The sequence below is a fragment of the Hydrogenophaga pseudoflava NBRC 102511 genome, assembly GCF_001592285.1.
GTDB classification, from domain to species: domain Bacteria; phylum Pseudomonadota; class Gammaproteobacteria; order Burkholderiales; family Burkholderiaceae_C; genus Hydrogenophaga; species Hydrogenophaga pseudoflava.
This window is the reverse complement of the sequence record NZ_BCWQ01000001.1, coordinates 343,505-359,907: the sequence shown is the minus strand read 5'-3', so window position 1 is coordinate 359,907 and position 16,403 is coordinate 343,505. Positions and strand designations below refer to the sequence as shown.

General features: G+C 67.6%; 14 protein-coding genes. 13 read left to right on the top strand and 1 reads right to left on the bottom strand.

The features are described 5' to 3' along the window. Nucleotides 1–85: 85 nt before the first annotated feature. Entirely contained in the window at nt 86–1,213 is a 1,128-nt protein-coding gene (locus tag HPS01S_RS01765) for a 5-methyltetrahydropteroyltriglutamate--homocysteine S-methyltransferase (protein WP_066150315.1), read from the top strand. Between the two features lie 9 nt (nt 1,214–1,222). On the opposite strand, the gene HPS01S_RS01760 is transcribed toward HPS01S_RS01765, so the two are convergent. Beyond that, complete coding sequence (locus tag HPS01S_RS01760; RefSeq protein ID WP_066150313.1) at nt 1,223–2,086, bottom strand: amidohydrolase family protein; 864 nt, start codon at nt 2,084–2,086, stop codon at nt 1,223–1,225. Between the two features lie 113 nt (nt 2,087–2,199). Here HPS01S_RS01760 and HPS01S_RS01755 point away from each other — a divergent pair, with 113 nt between their 5' ends. From HPS01S_RS01755 to HPS01S_RS01700, 12 genes are all read left to right on the top strand, one after another. Further along, complete coding sequence (locus tag HPS01S_RS01755; RefSeq protein WP_066150310.1) at nt 2,200–2,991, top strand: crotonase/enoyl-CoA hydratase family protein; 792 nt, start codon at nt 2,200–2,202, stop codon at nt 2,989–2,991. 37 nt (nt 2,992–3,028) lie between these two features. Further along, nucleotides 3,029–4,885, top strand: coding sequence for a feruloyl-CoA synthase (locus HPS01S_RS01750; RefSeq protein WP_066150307.1), 1,857 nt, complete (start codon nt 3,029–3,031; stop codon nt 4,883–4,885). Between the two features lie 10 nt (nt 4,886–4,895). After that, nucleotides 4,896–6,146: a thiolase family protein gene (locus HPS01S_RS01745; RefSeq protein WP_066150305.1), complete on the top strand. Its 1,251-nt coding sequence runs from the start codon at nt 4,896–4,898 to the stop codon at nt 6,144–6,146. 1 nt (nt 6,147) lies between these two features. Further along, the gene (locus HPS01S_RS01740; protein WP_066150303.1) at nt 6,148–6,912 is read left to right on the top strand and encodes an SDR family NAD(P)-dependent oxidoreductase; all 765 of its coding nucleotides are present in this window, start codon (nt 6,148–6,150) and stop codon (nt 6,910–6,912) included. Between the two features lie 10 nt (nt 6,913–6,922). Beyond that, nucleotides 6,923–7,342 carry an acyl-CoA thioesterase gene (locus tag HPS01S_RS01735; RefSeq protein WP_066150299.1) on the top strand — a complete coding sequence of 140 codons (420 nt, stop codon included), beginning with the start codon at nt 6,923–6,925 and terminating at the stop codon, nt 7,340–7,342. Nucleotides 7,343–7,397: 55 nt separating this feature from the next. Continuing rightward, a complete protein-coding gene (locus tag HPS01S_RS01730; RefSeq protein ID WP_066150296.1) occupies nt 7,398–8,531 on the top strand; it encodes an ABC transporter substrate-binding protein in 1,134 nt (377 codons plus the stop codon). A gap of 113 nt (nt 8,532–8,644) precedes the next feature. Next, a complete protein-coding gene (locus HPS01S_RS01725) occupies nt 8,645–9,685 on the top strand; it encodes a branched-chain amino acid ABC transporter permease (RefSeq protein WP_066150293.1) in 1,041 nt (346 codons plus the stop codon). A gap of 1 nt (nt 9,686) precedes the next feature. Then, entirely contained in the window at nt 9,687–11,456 is a 1,770-nt protein-coding gene (locus tag HPS01S_RS01720; protein ID WP_066150290.1) for a branched-chain amino acid ABC transporter ATP-binding protein/permease, read from the top strand. After that, complete coding sequence (locus tag HPS01S_RS01715) at nt 11,457–12,191, top strand: ABC transporter ATP-binding protein (protein WP_066150287.1); 735 nt, start codon at nt 11,457–11,459, stop codon at nt 12,189–12,191. 26 nt (nt 12,192–12,217) lie between these two features. Further along, nucleotides 12,218–13,942: a tannase/feruloyl esterase family alpha/beta hydrolase gene (locus HPS01S_RS01710; protein ID WP_066150284.1), complete on the top strand. Its 1,725-nt coding sequence runs from the start codon at nt 12,218–12,220 to the stop codon at nt 13,940–13,942. 32 nt (nt 13,943–13,974) lie between these two features. Beyond that, entirely contained in the window at nt 13,975–14,658 is a 684-nt protein-coding gene (locus HPS01S_RS01705; RefSeq protein WP_066150281.1) for a flavin reductase family protein, read from the top strand. Between the two features lie 60 nt (nt 14,659–14,718). Beyond that, entirely contained in the window at nt 14,719–16,398 is a 1,680-nt protein-coding gene (locus HPS01S_RS01700; RefSeq protein WP_066150916.1) for an acyl-CoA dehydrogenase family protein, read from the top strand. The last annotated feature ends 5 nt before the right edge of the window (nt 16,399–16,403 follow it).

Genomic DNA, 16,403 nt, shown 5'->3' with positions numbered 1-16,403 from the left:
CAGGGAAATCCATGAGTCTCTGTATCCAGTCAGAACGCCGTTGTGTTGGCTACGATGCCGCTGGCAACCACCACACGGAGACACCATGAGCACCCGCATCCCGTTCCGTGCCGACCACGTCGGCTCCTTCCTGCGCCCGGCCTACCTGCTGGAAGCGCGCGACCAGTTCTTCAACAAGAAGTCGATCACGGCCGAGCAGTTGCGCGCCGTGGAGGACAAGGCCATCACCGAGATCGTGAAGTTCCAGGCCGACGTGGGCCTGAAGTCGATCACCGACGGCGAGTTCCGCCGCACCTATTTCCACATCGACTTCCTGGAGCAGCTCGGCGGCGTGAAGACCGACATCCCGGTCACCATCGTGCGGCCCGACGGCACCGAGGAACTGGCGCCGCCGGTGATCCGCGTGATCGACAAGGTGCGCCACGCCAAGAACATCCAGCTGGCCGACTTCCAGTACCTCAAGTCGCAGGTGGAGGCGCTGGGCATCAGCGGCCTGGTGCCCAAGGTCACCATCCCCTCGCCCACCATGCTGCACTTCCGCGGCGGCCGCGCCGGCATCAGCAAGGAGGCCTACCCCGAACTGGACCCGGTGTTCTACGACGACGTGGCCAAGGCCTACGGCGACGAGCTGCAGAGCCTGGCCGACGCGGGCTGCACCTATGTGCAGATGGACGACACCAACATGGCCTACCTCTGCGACGAGAAGATGCGCGAGGCGGCGCGCCAGCGCGGCGACGACCCCAACGAGCTGCCGCACCGCTACGCCGCCTTCATCAACAAGGTGGTGGCGCGCAAGCCGGCCGGCATGACGCTGTGCATGCACCTGTGCCGCGGCAACTTCAAGAGCACCCACGCGGCGGCCGGCAACTACGAACCGGTGGCCGAAGCCCTGCTCTCGGAGATGCACCTGGACGCCTATTTCATGGAATACGACGACGACCGCTCGGGCGACTTCCGGCCGCTGCGTTTCCTCAAGCCCGGCAAGACCGTGGTGCTGGGCCTGGTCACCACCAAGTTCGGGCAGCTGGAAAGCAAGGACGACCTCAAGCGCCGCATCGCCGAGGCCGCGCAGTACGCACCGCTGGACCAGCTGGCGCTGAGCCCGCAGTGCGGCTTCTCGTCCACCGTGCACGGCAACAACATCGCCGTGGAAGACCAGCGCAGAAAGCTCGCGCTGGTGGTGGAAACCGCCCGGGAAGTCTGGGGCGACTGACCGCCCCGGTCAGGCCAGCCCGAGCAGGCGCACGGCATTGCCCTTGAGGATGCCGGGCATCACCTCGGGCTTGAAGCCCGCGACCTCGAAGTCCTTCATCCAGCGCTCGGGTGTGATCAGCGGGTAGTCGCTGCCGAACAGGATGCGGTCCTTGAGCAGCGTGTTGGCGTACTGCACCAGCTGCTTGGGGAAGTACTTCGGGCTCCAGCCCGAGAGGTCGATCCAGACGTTGGGCTTGTGCGTGGCCACCGACAGCGCCTCGTCCTGCCAGGGGAAGCTGGGGTGCGCCATGACGATCTGCATGTCGGGGAAGTCGATCGCCACGTCGTCCAAGTGCATGGGGTTGCTGTACTCCAGCCGCAGCCCGCCGCCGCAGCGCATGCCCGATCCGATGCCGCTGTGCCCGGTGTGGAAGATGGCGGGCAGCTTGTGGGCGTTGATCACCTCGTAGATCGGCCAGGCCATCTTGTCGTAGGGGTGGTAGCCCTGCACCGTGGGGTGGAACTTGAAGCCCTTGATGCCCTCTTCCTTGATCAGGCGCTCGGCCTCGCGCGCCCCCATCTTGCCCTTGTGCGGGTCGATGCTGGCGAAGGCGATCATCATGTCGCTGTTGTCGCGCGCGGCCTTGGCGATCTCCTCGTTCGGAATGCGCCGGCGGCCCAGCTTGGACTCGCTGTCCACGGTGAACATCACCAGGCCGATCTTGCGTTCGCGGTAGTAGGCCACCGTCTCTTCGATGGTCGGTCGGCGGTTGCTGCCGAAGTACTTGTCGGCGGCGCGGTCGTACTCCTCGCCGTAGTTGTCGAACGGGTTCCAGCAGCTCACTTCGGCGTGGGTGTGGATGTCGATGGCGATCAGGTTCTGGTGGTCCATGCTGTTTCCTCACTAGGGTAAGTACTGATGAGATTGGAGGATGTCTCGCTTGATTTGGTTATTGTTTATAACAATAATTTCAACACTCAACAAGCGCAGAAATCCTCACCATCATGACGTTCCAACACCCCGACCTGAGCGTGCAGCTGCACGGCGAGCAACAGGAAATCGCCATCGTCACCATGAACAGGCCCGCCAAGCGCAACGCGCTGAACGACGGCCTCATCCTGGCCATCCGCGACGCCTTCCAGAACCTGCCCGCCAGTGTGCGCGCGGCCGTGGTCGATGGCGAGGGCGAACACTTCTGCGCCGGCCTGGACCTGTCGGAACTCAGCGAGCGCGACGCCGCCGAAGGCGTGTTCCATTCGCGCATGTGGCATGCCGCGCTGGAATGCGTCGAGAAGGGCACCGTGCCTGTCATCGCCGCCCTTCACGGTGCGGTGGTGGGTGGTGGCCTGGAGCTGGCCAGCGCCTGCCACATCCGCGTGGCCGACGAGACCACCTTCTATGCCCTGCCCGAAGGCACGCGCGGCATCTTTGTCGGCGGCGGTGGCGCGGTGCGCGTGCCCAAGCTGATCGGGGCCGCCCGCATGACCGACATGATGCTCACCGGCCGCGTCTACAACGCCGCCGATGGCGAGCGCGTGGGCCTGTCGCAGTACCTGGTGCCCGGCGGCACAGCGCGCGAGAAGGCCATCGAGCTGGCGACGCGCATCGCCACCAACGCGCGCATGACCAATTTCGCGCTCATGCACGCCCTGCCCCGCATTGCCGAACAGCCGGCCGACCATGGCCTGTTCACCGAAGCGCTGATGGCATCCATTGCGCAGTCGGCGCCGGAAGCCAAGGAGCGCGTGCGCGCTTTCCTCGAAGGCAAGGCGGCAAAAGTCAAGAAAGCCGACTGACCGAACAGACGCCGCACAGAAGACCCGAGGAGACTACGTGAGCACAGCGAAATACCGCCCCCTGAAGTTCGGCGTGACCCGCGCCACCGTGCGCGACGGCGAGACCGGCGTGCACTACCTGCGCGCCGATCAGGACCTGGGCCCCTACCCCGAGCGCCTGACCGACCGGCTGGTGCACTGGGCGAAGGAGCGCCCGGACCAGACCCTGTTTGCGCGCCGCGTGAAGAACGCCGACGGCAGCAGCGGCGACTGGAAGCACATCAGCTTCGCGCAGGCGCTGGACGCCGCGCGCCGCATCGGCCAGGGCCTGCTCAACCGCGGCCTCTCGGCCGAGCGCCCGGTGCTGATCCTCAGCGAGAACGACCTCGAACACGCGCTGCTCGCGCTGGGCTGCCTCTACGCCGGCGTCGCCTACTGCCCGACCTCGCCGGCCTACTCGCTGATCAGCCAGGACTACGACAAGCTCAAGCACGTCATCAAGACGCTCACGCCGGGGATGGTGTTCGCCAGCGACGCGCTGCGCTACAGCCGCGCCATGCTCGCCACCGTGGCCGAGGACGTGGAACTGGTCTGCACGAACGGCACGGTGCCGGGCCGCGACACGACCTCTTTCGCCGCCCTGATGGCCACCGAGCCGACACCCGCGGTCGACGCCGCGATGGCCGCCACCGGCCCCGACACCATCGCCAAGTTCCTGTTCACCTCGGGCTCGACCAAGATGCCCAAGGCGGTCATCAACACGCAGCGTCTGTGGTGCGCGAACCAGGCGCAGATGGCGGCCTCGATGCCGGTGCTGGCCGAGAAGCCGCTGGTGCTGGTGGACTGGCTGCCCTGGAACCACACCTTCGGCGGCAACCACAACTTCGGCATGGTGATCTACCACGGCGGCACGCTCTACATCGACGACGGCAAGCCCACGCCCGCGCTGATGCACGAGACCCTGCGCAACCTGCGCGAGATCTCGCCCACGGTCTACTTCAACGTGCCGACCGGTTTCGAAGCGATTGCCAACGCGATGAAGACCGACGACCTGCTGCGCAAAACCCTGCTGGCCAAGGTCAACATGTTTTTCTACGCCGGCGCCGCGCTGGCCCAGCCGATCTGGGACAGCCTGTTCGAGAGCGCCGAGCGCGAGGTGGGCGAGCGCATCGTCATGGGCACCGGCCTGGGCATGACCGAGTCCGGTCCTTTCGGCATCTTTGTCACCAGCCCCAACGTGAACGCCGGCGACCTGGGCCTGCCGACGCCGGGCCTGGAACTCAAGCTGGTCGACATGCAGGGCAAGACCGAGGTCCGCTACAAAGGCCCGAACATCACACCCGGCTACTGGCGCCAGCCCGAGGAAACCGCCGAGGCCTTCGACGAGGAAGGCTTCTTCAAGACCGGCGACGCGGTCAAGTGGATCGACGAGACCGATGTGCACCAGGGCCTGAAGTTCGACGGCCGCATCGCCGAGGACTTCAAGCTCGCCACCGGCACCTTCGTCAGCGTGGGACCGCTGCGCGGCAAGATCATCGCGGCCGGCGCGCCCTACATCCAGGACGTGGTGCTGACCGGTCTGAACATGAAGGAGGTGGGCGCCATGGTGTTCCCGACCCCGGCCGTGCGCCAGCTCTCGGACCTGCCGGCCGACGCGTCGCTGCACGATGTGCTCGACACCCCCGGCGTGCTCGCCCAGTTCCAGAAAATCGTGGACGAACTGGCGCGCAACGCCACCGGCTCGGCCAACCGCATCGCGCGCCTGTGCCTGCTGGCCGACCCGCCCACCATCGACCGTGGCGAGATCACCGACAAGGGTTCGATCAACCAGCGCGCCGTGCTGACGCACCGCGCCGACACGGTGGCCAAGCTGCACAGCGACGGCCTGCGCTACATCATCAAGCCGTCGATCTGAGGAGCTTCCGATGGCCAGCAAAGGCTTCTTCAACGCGTTCGCCGATGTGGTGATCCTCGACGGCGTGCGCACGCCGATGGTGGACTACTGCGGCGCGCTCGGCCACATCTCGCCGACCGACCTAGGCATCAAGGCCGCGCGCGCGGCGCTGGCCCGCGCCGGCGTCGCGCCCAGCGAGATCGGCTCGGTGGTCACCGGCAACATGGCGCCCGGCGACTTCGACCAGTTCTTCCTGCCGCGCCACATCGGGCTGTACGCTGGCGTGCCGGTCGAGGTGCCGGCGATCATGGCGCAGCGCATCTGCGGCACCGGCTTCGAGCTGTTCCGCCAGGCGGGTGAACACATCCAGGGTGGCGCCGCCGACGTGGCGCTGGTGGTCGGCACCGAAAGCATGACGCGCAACCCCATCGCCGCCTTCGACCACCGCACCGGCTTCAAGCTCGGTTCGCCGGTGGGGTTCAAGGACTACATGTGGGAGGCGCTGAAGGACCCGGCGGCCGGCATCAACATGATCCAGACCGCCGAGAACCTGGCGAAGAAATACGGCATCACCCGCGAGGAAGTCGACGTGTTCGCCTCCTCGTCCTTTGCCAAGGCCGTGGCCGCGCAGGAGAGCGGGTTCCTGGCCGGCGAGATCGTGCCCGTGGTCAGCGAGAAGTTCGAGATCGAGGGCTACAAGGCGCGCGGCATTCGCCTGCAGGGCAAGCTGACCGAGGTGTCGACCGACACCCACCCGCGCCTGTCGCCGGTCGATGTGCTGGCCAGGCTCAAGCCGGTGTTCGAGAACGGCGTGCAGACCGGCGGCAACAGCTCGGCCCTGGTCGACGCGGCCGCGGCCTGCGTGGTGAGCTCGGGCGCTTATGCGAAGGCGCAAGGCCGCAAGCCCCTGGCGCGCGTGGTCGCCGCGGCCGCCGTGGGCGTGCCGCCCGAGATCATGGGCATCGGCCCGGCCCCCGCCATCCGCCTGCTGCTGGAGCGCACCGGCCTGAAGCTCGACGACATCGCGCGCTTCGAGGTCAACGAAGCCCAGGGCGCGCAGACCCTCGCGGTCGCGAAGGAACTGGGCATGGACATCGACAGGCTCAACGTCAACGGCGGCGCCATCGCCCTGGGTCACCCGCTGGCCGCGACCGGCGTGCGCCTGACGCTGACCCTGGCGCGCGAGCTGCAGCGCAGCGGCAAGAAGTACGGCATCTCCAGCGCCTGCGTGGGCGGTGGCCAAGGCATTGCCCTCCTCATTGAGAACCCGGAAGGACACTGACATGAACATCCAAGGACAAGCGGCCCTCGTCACCGGTGGGGGTTCCGGCCTCGGCGAAGCCACGGCGCGTGAACTGGCCCGCCTGGGCGCCAGGGTCGCGGTGCTCGACCTCAACCTCGAGAACGCCCAGCGCGTCGCCAAGGACATCGGCGGCGTGGCGGTGCAATGCAACGTGTCGGACCCGGACAGCATGCAGGCCGCTGTCGAGGCCGCCGCCGCGGCCCACGGCCCGGCGCGCATCCTGATGCAGATTGCCGGCATCGGCAGTGCCAAGCGCGTGGTCGGCAAGGACGGCAACGCCGCGCCGCTGGCCGACTTCGCCCGCGTGATCAACGTCAACCTGATCGGCACCTACAACGCGGCCCGCCTGTTCGCCGCCGCCTGCGCCAAGCTGGAGCCGATGGAAGACGGCGAGCGCGGCGTGATGGTCTTCACCGCCAGCGTCGCCGCCTTCGACGGCCAGGTGGGCCAGCAGGCCTACAGCGCGTCCAAGGCCGGCGTGGCCGGCATGACGCTGCCGATGGCGCGCGACCTGGCGCAGCACGGCATCCGCGTCTGCACCATCGCACCCGGCCTGTTCGCCACACCGCTGCTCAAGGAACTGCCCGAGCCGGTGCAGGAATCCCTGGCCAAGAGCATCCCGTTCCCGCAACGTCTGGGCAAGCCCGAGGAGTTCGCCCAGCTGGCTGCACACATCGTCAGCAACGGCCACCTCAACGGCGAGGTGATCCGCCTGGACGGCGCCCTGCGCATGGCCCCGCGCTGAACAGACCACCATGAGCAAGACCGTTGTCTACGAGGTGGAGGTGATGTTCGGCGACTGCGATCCCGCCGGCATCGTCTTCTTCCCCAACTTCAGCAAATGGATGGACGCCTCGTCGCTGAACTTCTTCGTGCAATGCGGCGTGCCGCCCTGGCGCGAGCTGGTCAAGACCACCGGCATCATCGGCACGCCGCTGCTGGAGATCCACACCAAGTTCATGAAGCCCGCTACCTACGGCGAGCGGCTGCAGGTGCAAACCAGCGTCATCGAATGGCGCGACAAGGTGTTCATCCACCGGCACGTGGTGAAACGGGGCGATGACGTGCTGTGCGAGGGCACGGAAACACGCGCCTTCGTGATACGCCCGCCGGAGACGCCCGACCGCATCAAGGCGATTCCCGTGCCTGCAGACATCAGGGCCCTGTGCAGCTGAACCCACCCGTTTCCCCCTGAGTTTTTCCACCACCACCCCAAGAAGGAGACATCCAGTGAAAACCGTCAAGACCCTCGTAGCCGTGGCCATTGCAGCCCTCAGCAGCACCGCGGCGCTGGCCGACATCAACATCGGCGTGAGCCTCTCGCTCACCGGACCGGGCTCCGGCCTGGGCATTCCGATGCAGAACCAGTTCAAGCTGTTCCCCACCACCATCGCGGGCGAGAAAGTCAACCTGATCATCCTGGACGACGCCAGCGACCCGGGCAAAGGTGCGGCCAACGCACGCCGTTTCGTGACCGAAGACAAGGTCGACCTGATCATCGGCTCCTGCCTGACCCCTGTGGCTGCCGCCATGACCCCGGTCGCCACGGAAGCCAAGACGGTCCAGCTGGCCGCGTCGCCCGTGGGCGTGCCGCCCGGCGCCGATCAGTGGATGTTCCGCCTGCCGCAGGGCAACGACGTGATGGCCCACGCCATGGTCGAGCACATGAAGAAGCAGAACATCAAGACGATCGGCTTCCTGGGCTACACCGACGCCTACGGCGAGCTGTGGCTCAAGGCACTCACGCCGCTGGCCGAGAAGGCCGGCATGAAAGTGGTGGCCACCGAGCGCTTCGCCCGCACCGACACCAGCGTGACGCCGCAAGCGCTCAAGCTCAGCTCGGCCAACCCCGATGCGATCCTGGTGGTGGCTTCGGGTTCGGGCGCCGCGATGCCGCACAAGGCGGTCATCGAGCGCGGCTACAAGGGCAAGATCTACCAGACGCACGCGGCCGCCACGCCCGACCTGGTGCGCATCGGTGGCAAGGACGTCGAAGGCTCTTTCGTCGTGTCCGGCCCGGCCGTCATCGCGGAGCAGCTGCCTGACAGCCATCCTTCCAAGAAGCTGGCGGTGGACTTCGTCACCAACTACGAGAAGCTGATGGGCCCCGGCACGCGCAACCAGTTCGCCGGCCACAGCTACGACGCGGCCATTGCCCTGAACAAGGCCGTGCCGCTGGCGCTCAAGAGCGGCAAGCCCGGCACGCCGGAGTTCCGTGCCGGTCTGCGCGACGCGCTTGAAACCATGGGCCGCACCGTGTTCGCGCACGGCGTGATGAACTGGACCAAGAGCGACCACTGGGGCTACACCAACGAGACCGGCGTGATGCTCAAGGTGGTGGACGGCAAGTTCAAGGTGGAGTGATTCGGAACGCCTCCCCCTCCCGCCTCCGGCGGGAGGGGGAGCGACACCTGGTTTCGGCGCGCCTGCGTTCGAGGTTCTTCTTGGACGCGCCCCTTTTCTCGCTAAGGCTTCCTATGGATTTCTCTATCGCCAGCATCCTGGCGCTGGATGGCCTCACCAACGGCGCCGTGTACGCGCTGCTGGGCCTGGCCATCGTCCTGGTGTTCACCGTCACCCGGATCATCTTCATTCCCCAAGGTGAGTTTGTCGCGTACGGCGCGCTCACCCTGGCCATCTTCCAGACCGGCAAGGTGCCCGGCACGGTCTGGCTGCTGCTGCTGCTCGCCGGTCTCGCCGCGCTGATGGATCTGACCGAATGCTGGCGCCAGCAGCGCGGCACATGGCCCGCGCTGAAGGCCGCGGGACGCATGCTCGTGTTGCCCGTCGTGGTCTCCGTCGTGGCCATCTGGGCCGCGCCGCAGCAGTTCCCGCTGTGGGTGCAGGCCGCGCTCAGCGTGGCCGTGGTGACAGTCTATGGCCCGCTGATCTACCGTGTGGCCTACCAGTCGCTGGAGAGCTCCACGCCGCTGGTGCTGTTGATCGTCTCGGTCGGTGTGCACTTCGCCATGACCGGCCTGGGACTGGTGTTCTTCGGTGCGGAAGGTTTCCGGAATCCGGCCTTCTGGGATGAGCGCTACACCATCGGCCCCGTGATGCTGTCGGGCCAGACCATCATCACGTTTGCAGCCACGGTGGCCCTCATCGCCATGCTCTGGCTCTACTTCGAACGCTCGCTGCGCGGCAAGGCCTTGCGTGCCATCGCAGTGAACCGAACGGGCGCACGGCTCATGGGCATCTCGTCCCAGGCGTCGGGCCAGCTCACGATGACCATGGCGGCCTTCATCGGCGCGCTCTCGGGCCTGCTGATCGGCCCGACCACCACCGTGTTCTACGACTCGGGTTTCCTGATCGGCCTCAAGGGCTTCGTGGCCGCCGTCGCGGCCGGCCTCTCGAGCTACCCCGGCGCCCTCATCGCGGCGATGGGCGTGGGCGTGATCGAGTCCTTCGGTTCGTTCTGGGCCAGCGCCTTCAAGGAAGTGATCGTGTTCACCTTGATTCTCCCTGTCCTGCTTGTCAGGTCCTTGCGCAGCAAGCACTCCGACGAGGACCACTGACATGCCCAAACACCAACATCTCGGCCTGCTGATCCTGGCTCTGGCGATTCCCGTGATCGCCCTGCTCCCGCTGCCCGACTTCTGGATCACCCAGCTCAACATGATCGGCATGTACAGCATGACGGTGCTCGGCCTGGTCCTGCTGACCGGCGTGGGCGGGCTCACCTCCTTCGGTCAGGCGGCCTTCGTCGGCATCGGGGCCTACACCACGGCCTGGCTCACGCTCAACCTGGGCATGTCGCCCTGGATCACGCTCTTCATCGGCCTGGCCCTCACCGCCGGCAGTGCGCTGATCGTCGGTCTGATCACGCTGCGCATGTCGGGCCACTACCTGCCGCTGGCCACCATCGCCTGGGGCCTGTCGCTGTACTACCTCATGGGCAACCTCGACGCACTGGGCAAGTACGACGGCCTGCTGGGCATCCAGAGCCTGTCGGTGGCGGGGTTCGACATCGGCCAGGGGCGTGCGTTCTTCGTGCTGACCTGGTTCATCCTGCTGGCCTTCGCCGCCGCGCTGCTGCACCTGCTCGACTCGCGCGCCGGCCGCGCGATCCGCTCGCTCAAGAGCGGCTCGCAGATGGCCGAGGCCATGGGCATCAGCACCTTCCGCTACAAGGTGACCATCTTCGTGCTGGCCGCACTGTTTGCCTCGGTGGCCGGCTGGCTGCTGGCGCACTTCCAGCGCACGGTGAACCCCTCGGCCTTCGGCCTGAAGATGGGCATCGAGTACCTGTTCATGGCGGTGATCGGTGGCGTGGGCCACGTCTGGGGTGCGATCGTCGGCGCCGGCCTCATCCGTGTCCTGGAAGACCAGCTGCAGGTGTTGCTGCCCAAGCTGATGGGCACCAGCGGCAGCTACGAGGTGATCGTCTTCGGCGTGGCGCTGGTGGTGATGCTCAAGTACCTGCCCGACGGCCTGTGGTCGATGGTGGGCAAGCACATGCCGGCCAAACCGCGCAAGGTGGACTGGCAGAACGCGGCCGCGCTGCCCGAACGCGCCAAGCCCGCCAATGGAGAACTGGTTCTGGACGTGCAGAAGGCGCGCATGCAGTTCGGTGGCCTGGTCGCGGTGAACGACATCAGCTTCCAGATCCACGCCGGCCAGATCGTCGGGCTGATCGGCCCCAACGGTGCGGGCAAGTCCACCACGTTCAACCTCATCACCGGCGTGTTGCCCGCCACCAGCGGCGAGGTGCGTTTCCAGGGCCGCAACGTCATCGGCACGCCCTCGCGCGACATCGCACAGCTGGGCATGGCGCGCACGTTCCAGCACGTCAAGATGATTCCGGACATGACCGTGCTGGAGAACGTGGCACTGGGTGCGCACACGCGGGGCCGCAAGGGCGTGCTGCCCGCCATGCTGCGCACCAACCGCGCCGAGGAGCGGCAACTGTTCCGCGAGGCGCAGCGCCAGCTCGAGCGCATCGGCATGGGCGAGTACCTGCACGAACAGGCCGGCAACCTGGCCATGGGTCCGCAACGGTTGATGGAAATCGCACGGGCCTTGTGCGCCGATCCGACGCTGCTGCTGCTCGACGAGCCCGCCGCCGGCCTGCGCCACAAGGAGAAGCAGGCCCTGGCCGACGTGCTGCGCCAGCTCAAGGGCGAAGGCATGAGCATCCTGCTGGTGGAGCACGACATGGATCTGGTGATGCAGATCTGCGACCACCTGGTGGTGATGGAGTTCGGCACGCTGCTCACGCAAGGACCGCCCGAACAGGTACAGCAAGACCCGAAGGTGCGCGCGGCCTATCTGGGAACGGAACACTAAATGAGCAACCCGATTCTTCAAGTCAAGGGACTGCGCGCCGGCTACGGCCGCGCCGAGGTGCTGCACGGCATCGACATCGAGGCCCAGCCGGGCGGCGTGATCACCGTCATCGGTCCCAACGGCGCGGGCAAGTCCACCCTGCTCAACACGCTCATGGGCATCCTGCCCGGTCAGGGCTCGATCCTGTTCCGTGGCCAGGACATCACCACCCTCACGCTCGAAGAGCGCGTGATGAGCGGCATGGCGCTGGTGCCCGAGAAGCGCGAACTCTTCGGCACCATGCCGGTGGAAGACAACCTGCTGCTCGGCGGCTTTCGCCAGATGCGCCAGGGCAACGCGAAATGGCGCAGCCGGCTCGACGACGTCTATGCCATCTTCCCGCGCCTGCAGGAGCGCCGGCTGCAACTGGCCGGCACGCTCTCGGGCGGTGAACGCCAGATGCTGGCCGTGGGACGCGCCCTGATGTCCGGCCCCGACCTGCTGATGCTCGACGAGCCCAGCCTGGGCCTGGCGCCGCTCATCGTGCGCGAGATCTTTTCCATCATCGAGCGGCTGCGCCAGACCGGCGTGACCATCGTGCTGGTGGAACAGAACGCACGCGCCGCACTGCAGGTGGCCGACCACGGGTATGTGCTGGAGATGGGCGAACTCAGCGCACAAGGGCCTGCCATGGAGCTGGCCAGCGACCCCCGCGTGATCGAAACCTACCTTGGCACCGCGAGAAAGCGCCCCTGATCCCAACCACCCCCAAGGAGACTCCGATGAACCACACTCTGCGCCGCCTGCAACTGCTGCCCTTGCCGCTGGGACTGGGTCTGCTCGTTGCCGCCTGCGGCACCACCCCGCCTGGCGCATCGCCAGCGCCGCTGGCACCCGCCATGGGGGCCAGCCTGAACCAGTGTGCGACGCTGACCGGCCAGTTCCGGTTCGAGCAGACGCACATCGATTCCGCCGAGTCCGTGGCCGCGGGTGGCCTCATGCTGGCTGGCCAGCCCGTGGCCGAACACTGTCTGGTCAAGGGCGCGATGCACAAACGCAAAGGCAGCGACGGCCGCGACTACGCCATCGGCTTCGAGATGCGCCTGCCCAAAGCCTGGAACGGCCGCTTCTACTACCAGGGCAACGGTGGCCTGGATGGTGCAGTGAAGACGGCCGACGGTGCACTGGGCGGCGGACCGCTGACCGGCGCGCTGATGCAGGGCTTTGCCGTCATCAGCTCCGACGCCGGTCACACCGGCCCGCAGACGCCCTACTTCGGCCTCGAAGCCCAGTCGCGGCTGGACTACGGCTACCAGGCGGTGGCCAAGCTCACCCCGATGGCCAAGGCGCTGATCGCCGCGGCTTACGGCAAGGGCCCGGACCGCTCCTACCTGGGCGGCTGCTCCAACGGCGGGCGCCACGCCATGGTCGAGGCCGCGCGCGGCCAGGCCTACGACGGTTACCTGGTCGGCGCGCCCGGCTACCGCCTGCCCAACGCCGCGCTGGCCCAGCTCTGGGGCGCGCAGCAGTGGGCGCCGCTGGCGGTGCCCGGCGCGACCACCCAGCACCCGCTCAACCCCAATGCCAAGATCCCGGACCTGAGCGGCGCCTTCACCAAGGCCGAACGCCAGCTGGTGGCCGACGCCATCCTGGGCAAGTGCGACGCACTGGACGGAGCCAGGGACGGCATGGTCCAGGCCATGCAGGCCTGCCAGGCGGCCTTCAACCTCAAGACCGACGTGGCCACCTGCACCGGGGATCGCAACGGGCAGTGCCTGAGCGCGGCGCAGAAGGACGTGGTCGCCAGCGTGTTCGCCGGTGGCCGCACCGGCTCGGGCCAGGCCATCTACTCGGCCTTCCCGTTCGACCCGGGCCTGGCCGGTGACAACTGGGGCACCTGGAAGTTCGCCAACTCGGTGGCGCTGGACCCGCTGTCGGTCGGCACCGTGTTCAGCGTGCCGCCGGGCATGTTCGACCCGCTCAAGGTCGACATCAGCGCGCGCCTGCCGATGTTCAGCGCCACCAGCGAGGTCTACCGCGAATCCGGCCTGTCGCTGATGACGCCGCCCGGCCACGAGAACCCGGTGAACCTGGCCAAGCTCAAGGACCGTGGCGCGAAGATGATCGTCTACCACGGCGTGGCCGATGCGATCTTCTCCGCAGAGGACACGCGCCAGTGGCTGCTGCGCCTGGACCAGGCGCTGGGCGGCAAGGCCAACAGCTTCGCCCGCTTCTTCCCGGTGCCGGGCATGGCGCACTGCAGCGGCGGCCCGTCCACCGACCAGTTCGACCTGCTCTCGCCGCTGGTGAAGTGGGTCGAGCAGGGCGAAGCCCCGCAGGCCGTGAAGGCCACCGCGCGTGGCGCCGGCAACCCCGGCGGCGCCAACAGCGAGCTGCCCGCCAGCTGGGCGCCCAACCGCAGCCGACCGCTGTGCGCCTACCCCACGGTCGCGACCTACAAGGGCAGCGGCAGCATGGAAGACGCGTCCAGCTTCGCCTGCCGCTGATCCCCCACACGTCCACCGAACGGAGCTCCGCCATGTATTACGAACCAGGCAAGACCCCCCACGGCCTGCCACACGACCCGTTCAAGTCCTGCGTGGTCCCGCGCCCCATTGGCTGGATCTCCACGGTGGACGCGCAGGGCCGCGACAACCTCGCGCCCTACAGCCAGTTCCAGAACGTGACCTTCGACCCGCCCATCGTCATGTTCAGCGCCAACCAGAGCACGCAGGGCGAGCGCAAGGACTCGGTGCGCAACGCCGAGCAGATGGGCCAGTTCGTCTGGAACATGGCGACCTATGCGCTGCGCGAGGCGGTCAACATCAGTGCCGAGGAGCTGCCACCGGGTGTCGATGAGTTCCAGCGCGCCGGGCTGGAGAAGCTGGACAGCCGTCTTGTGAAGCCCAAGCGCATCAAGGGCTCGCCGATCCAGTTCGAGTGCGAGTACCTCAACACCGTGCGCTTTCCCGGCCGCCCGCCCATGGGCACGGTGGACGTGGTGTTCGGCCGCGTGGTCGGCATCCACATCGACGACGACTGCATCGACGGCAACGGCCTGGTCGACGTGCTCAAGATCCAGCCCATCGCGCGCATGGGCTACTACGACTACACCGTGGTCGACAACAAGTTCCAGATGGTCATTCCCGGCAGCAACAAGGCGCTGCTGGCCGGTCTCGAAGGATCGCCCGACAAGACCCAGGACGCCACCAGCGGCCGCTGACGTTTTCCCCTCTCTCCGCTTCTGCTCACCGTGAACCACTTCCAGCCCGCCACCGCCGACATGGCCTTCGTCCTGCAGTCCGTTCTGCAGGCCCCGCAACAGCTGCAGGCGTTGCCCGCGCACGCCGAGGCCGATACCGACCTGATGCAGCAGGTGCTGGAGGAATCGGGCAAGTTCGTGGCCGAGGTGGTGGCCCCGCTCAACCGCGACGGCGACGAGATCGGCGCGCAATTCAGGGACGGCGCCGTCACCATGCCGCCGGGTTTCCGCGACGCCTACCAGGCCTTCTGGCAGGCCGGCTGGCCCGCCCTCGCCTGCGCCACCGAAGACGGCGGCCAGGGTCTGCCGACGGTGCTGGAGGCCATGCTCTACGAGATGCTCAGCGCCGCCAACCACGGCTGGACCATGGCGCCCGGCCTGCTGCACGGCGCCTACGAGTGCATCAAGCACCACGCGTCCGACGAGCTCAAGGCGCGCTATCTGGAGAAAGTCGCCACCGGCGAATGGCTGGCCACCATGTGCCTGACCGAGCCGCACGCCGGATCGGACCTGGGCCTGTGCCGAACCAAGGCCGTGCCGCTGCCCGACGGCCGCTACGCGCTCAGCGGCACCAAGATCTTCATCTCCGGCGGCGAGCACGACCTGAGCGACAACATCGTGCACCTGGTGCTCGCGCGCCTGCCCGATGCGCCGCCCGGCCCCAAGGGCCTGTCGCTGTTCCTGGTGCCGAAGTTCTACGAAGACGGCACCCGAAGCGCCGCGGTGTGCGAGCGCATCGAAGAGAAGATGGGCCTGCACGGCAGCCCGACCTGCGTGATGCGCTTTGACGAGGCGCCGGGCTGGATCGTCGGCGAACCGGGCAAGGGCCTGAACGCGATGTTCGTGATGATGAACGCCGCGCGCCTGCACGTGGGCCTGCAGGGCATCGGCCTGCTGGAAGCCGCCTGGCAGAAAGCCGACGCGTACTCGAAGGAGCGGCGCCAGATGCGCGCGCCGGGCGGCAGCGCGAAAGCCGGCGAAGCCGATCTGATCGAGCAGCACCCGGCCATGCGCCGCATCCTGGACGCGCAGCGCGCCTGGATCGACGCCGGCCGCGTGGTCGCCTACCGCACAGCGGTCGAGCTGGACATCCTCAAGCACCACGGCGACGCCGCGCGCCGCGAGGCCGCCGGCCGCTGGTGCGCGCTGGTCACGCCGGTGCTCAAGGCCGCCTGGACCGACCAGGCCTTCCACGGCGCCAGCGCCTGCCTGCAGGTCTTCGGTGGCCACGGCTTCGTGCGCGAATGGGGCATCGAGCAGATCGTGCGCGACTCGCGCGTGGCCATGATCTACGAGGGCACGAACGAGATCCAGGCCATCGACCTGCTGCTGCGCAAGACCCTGCCCGACGGCGGCGCCGCGCTGCTGACCCTGCTGGGCGAGCTGTCCGCCGACCTGGGCGGCGACGAGCAGGCGCTCCGCACCAAGGCACAGATCGACGGCTTCGCGACCTTCCTGCGCGAGCGCCTGCTGCCGCGCGCCACCGCCAAGGATGCGCCGGCCGATCTGCCGCACTGGCTGGCCGACGACTTCCTGCGCGCCGTGGCGCTGCTTCTGATGGCCTGGGCCTGGGCCCGCATCGGCGCCACGACCGGCGCCGACACCGCCCGCTGGCAGACCGCACAGACCGGCTTCTGGCGCTGGGTCTGGCCCGAGTTCGGCATGCGCCTGGCCATGATGGAGACCACCCTGGCGGGTTGAGCCCC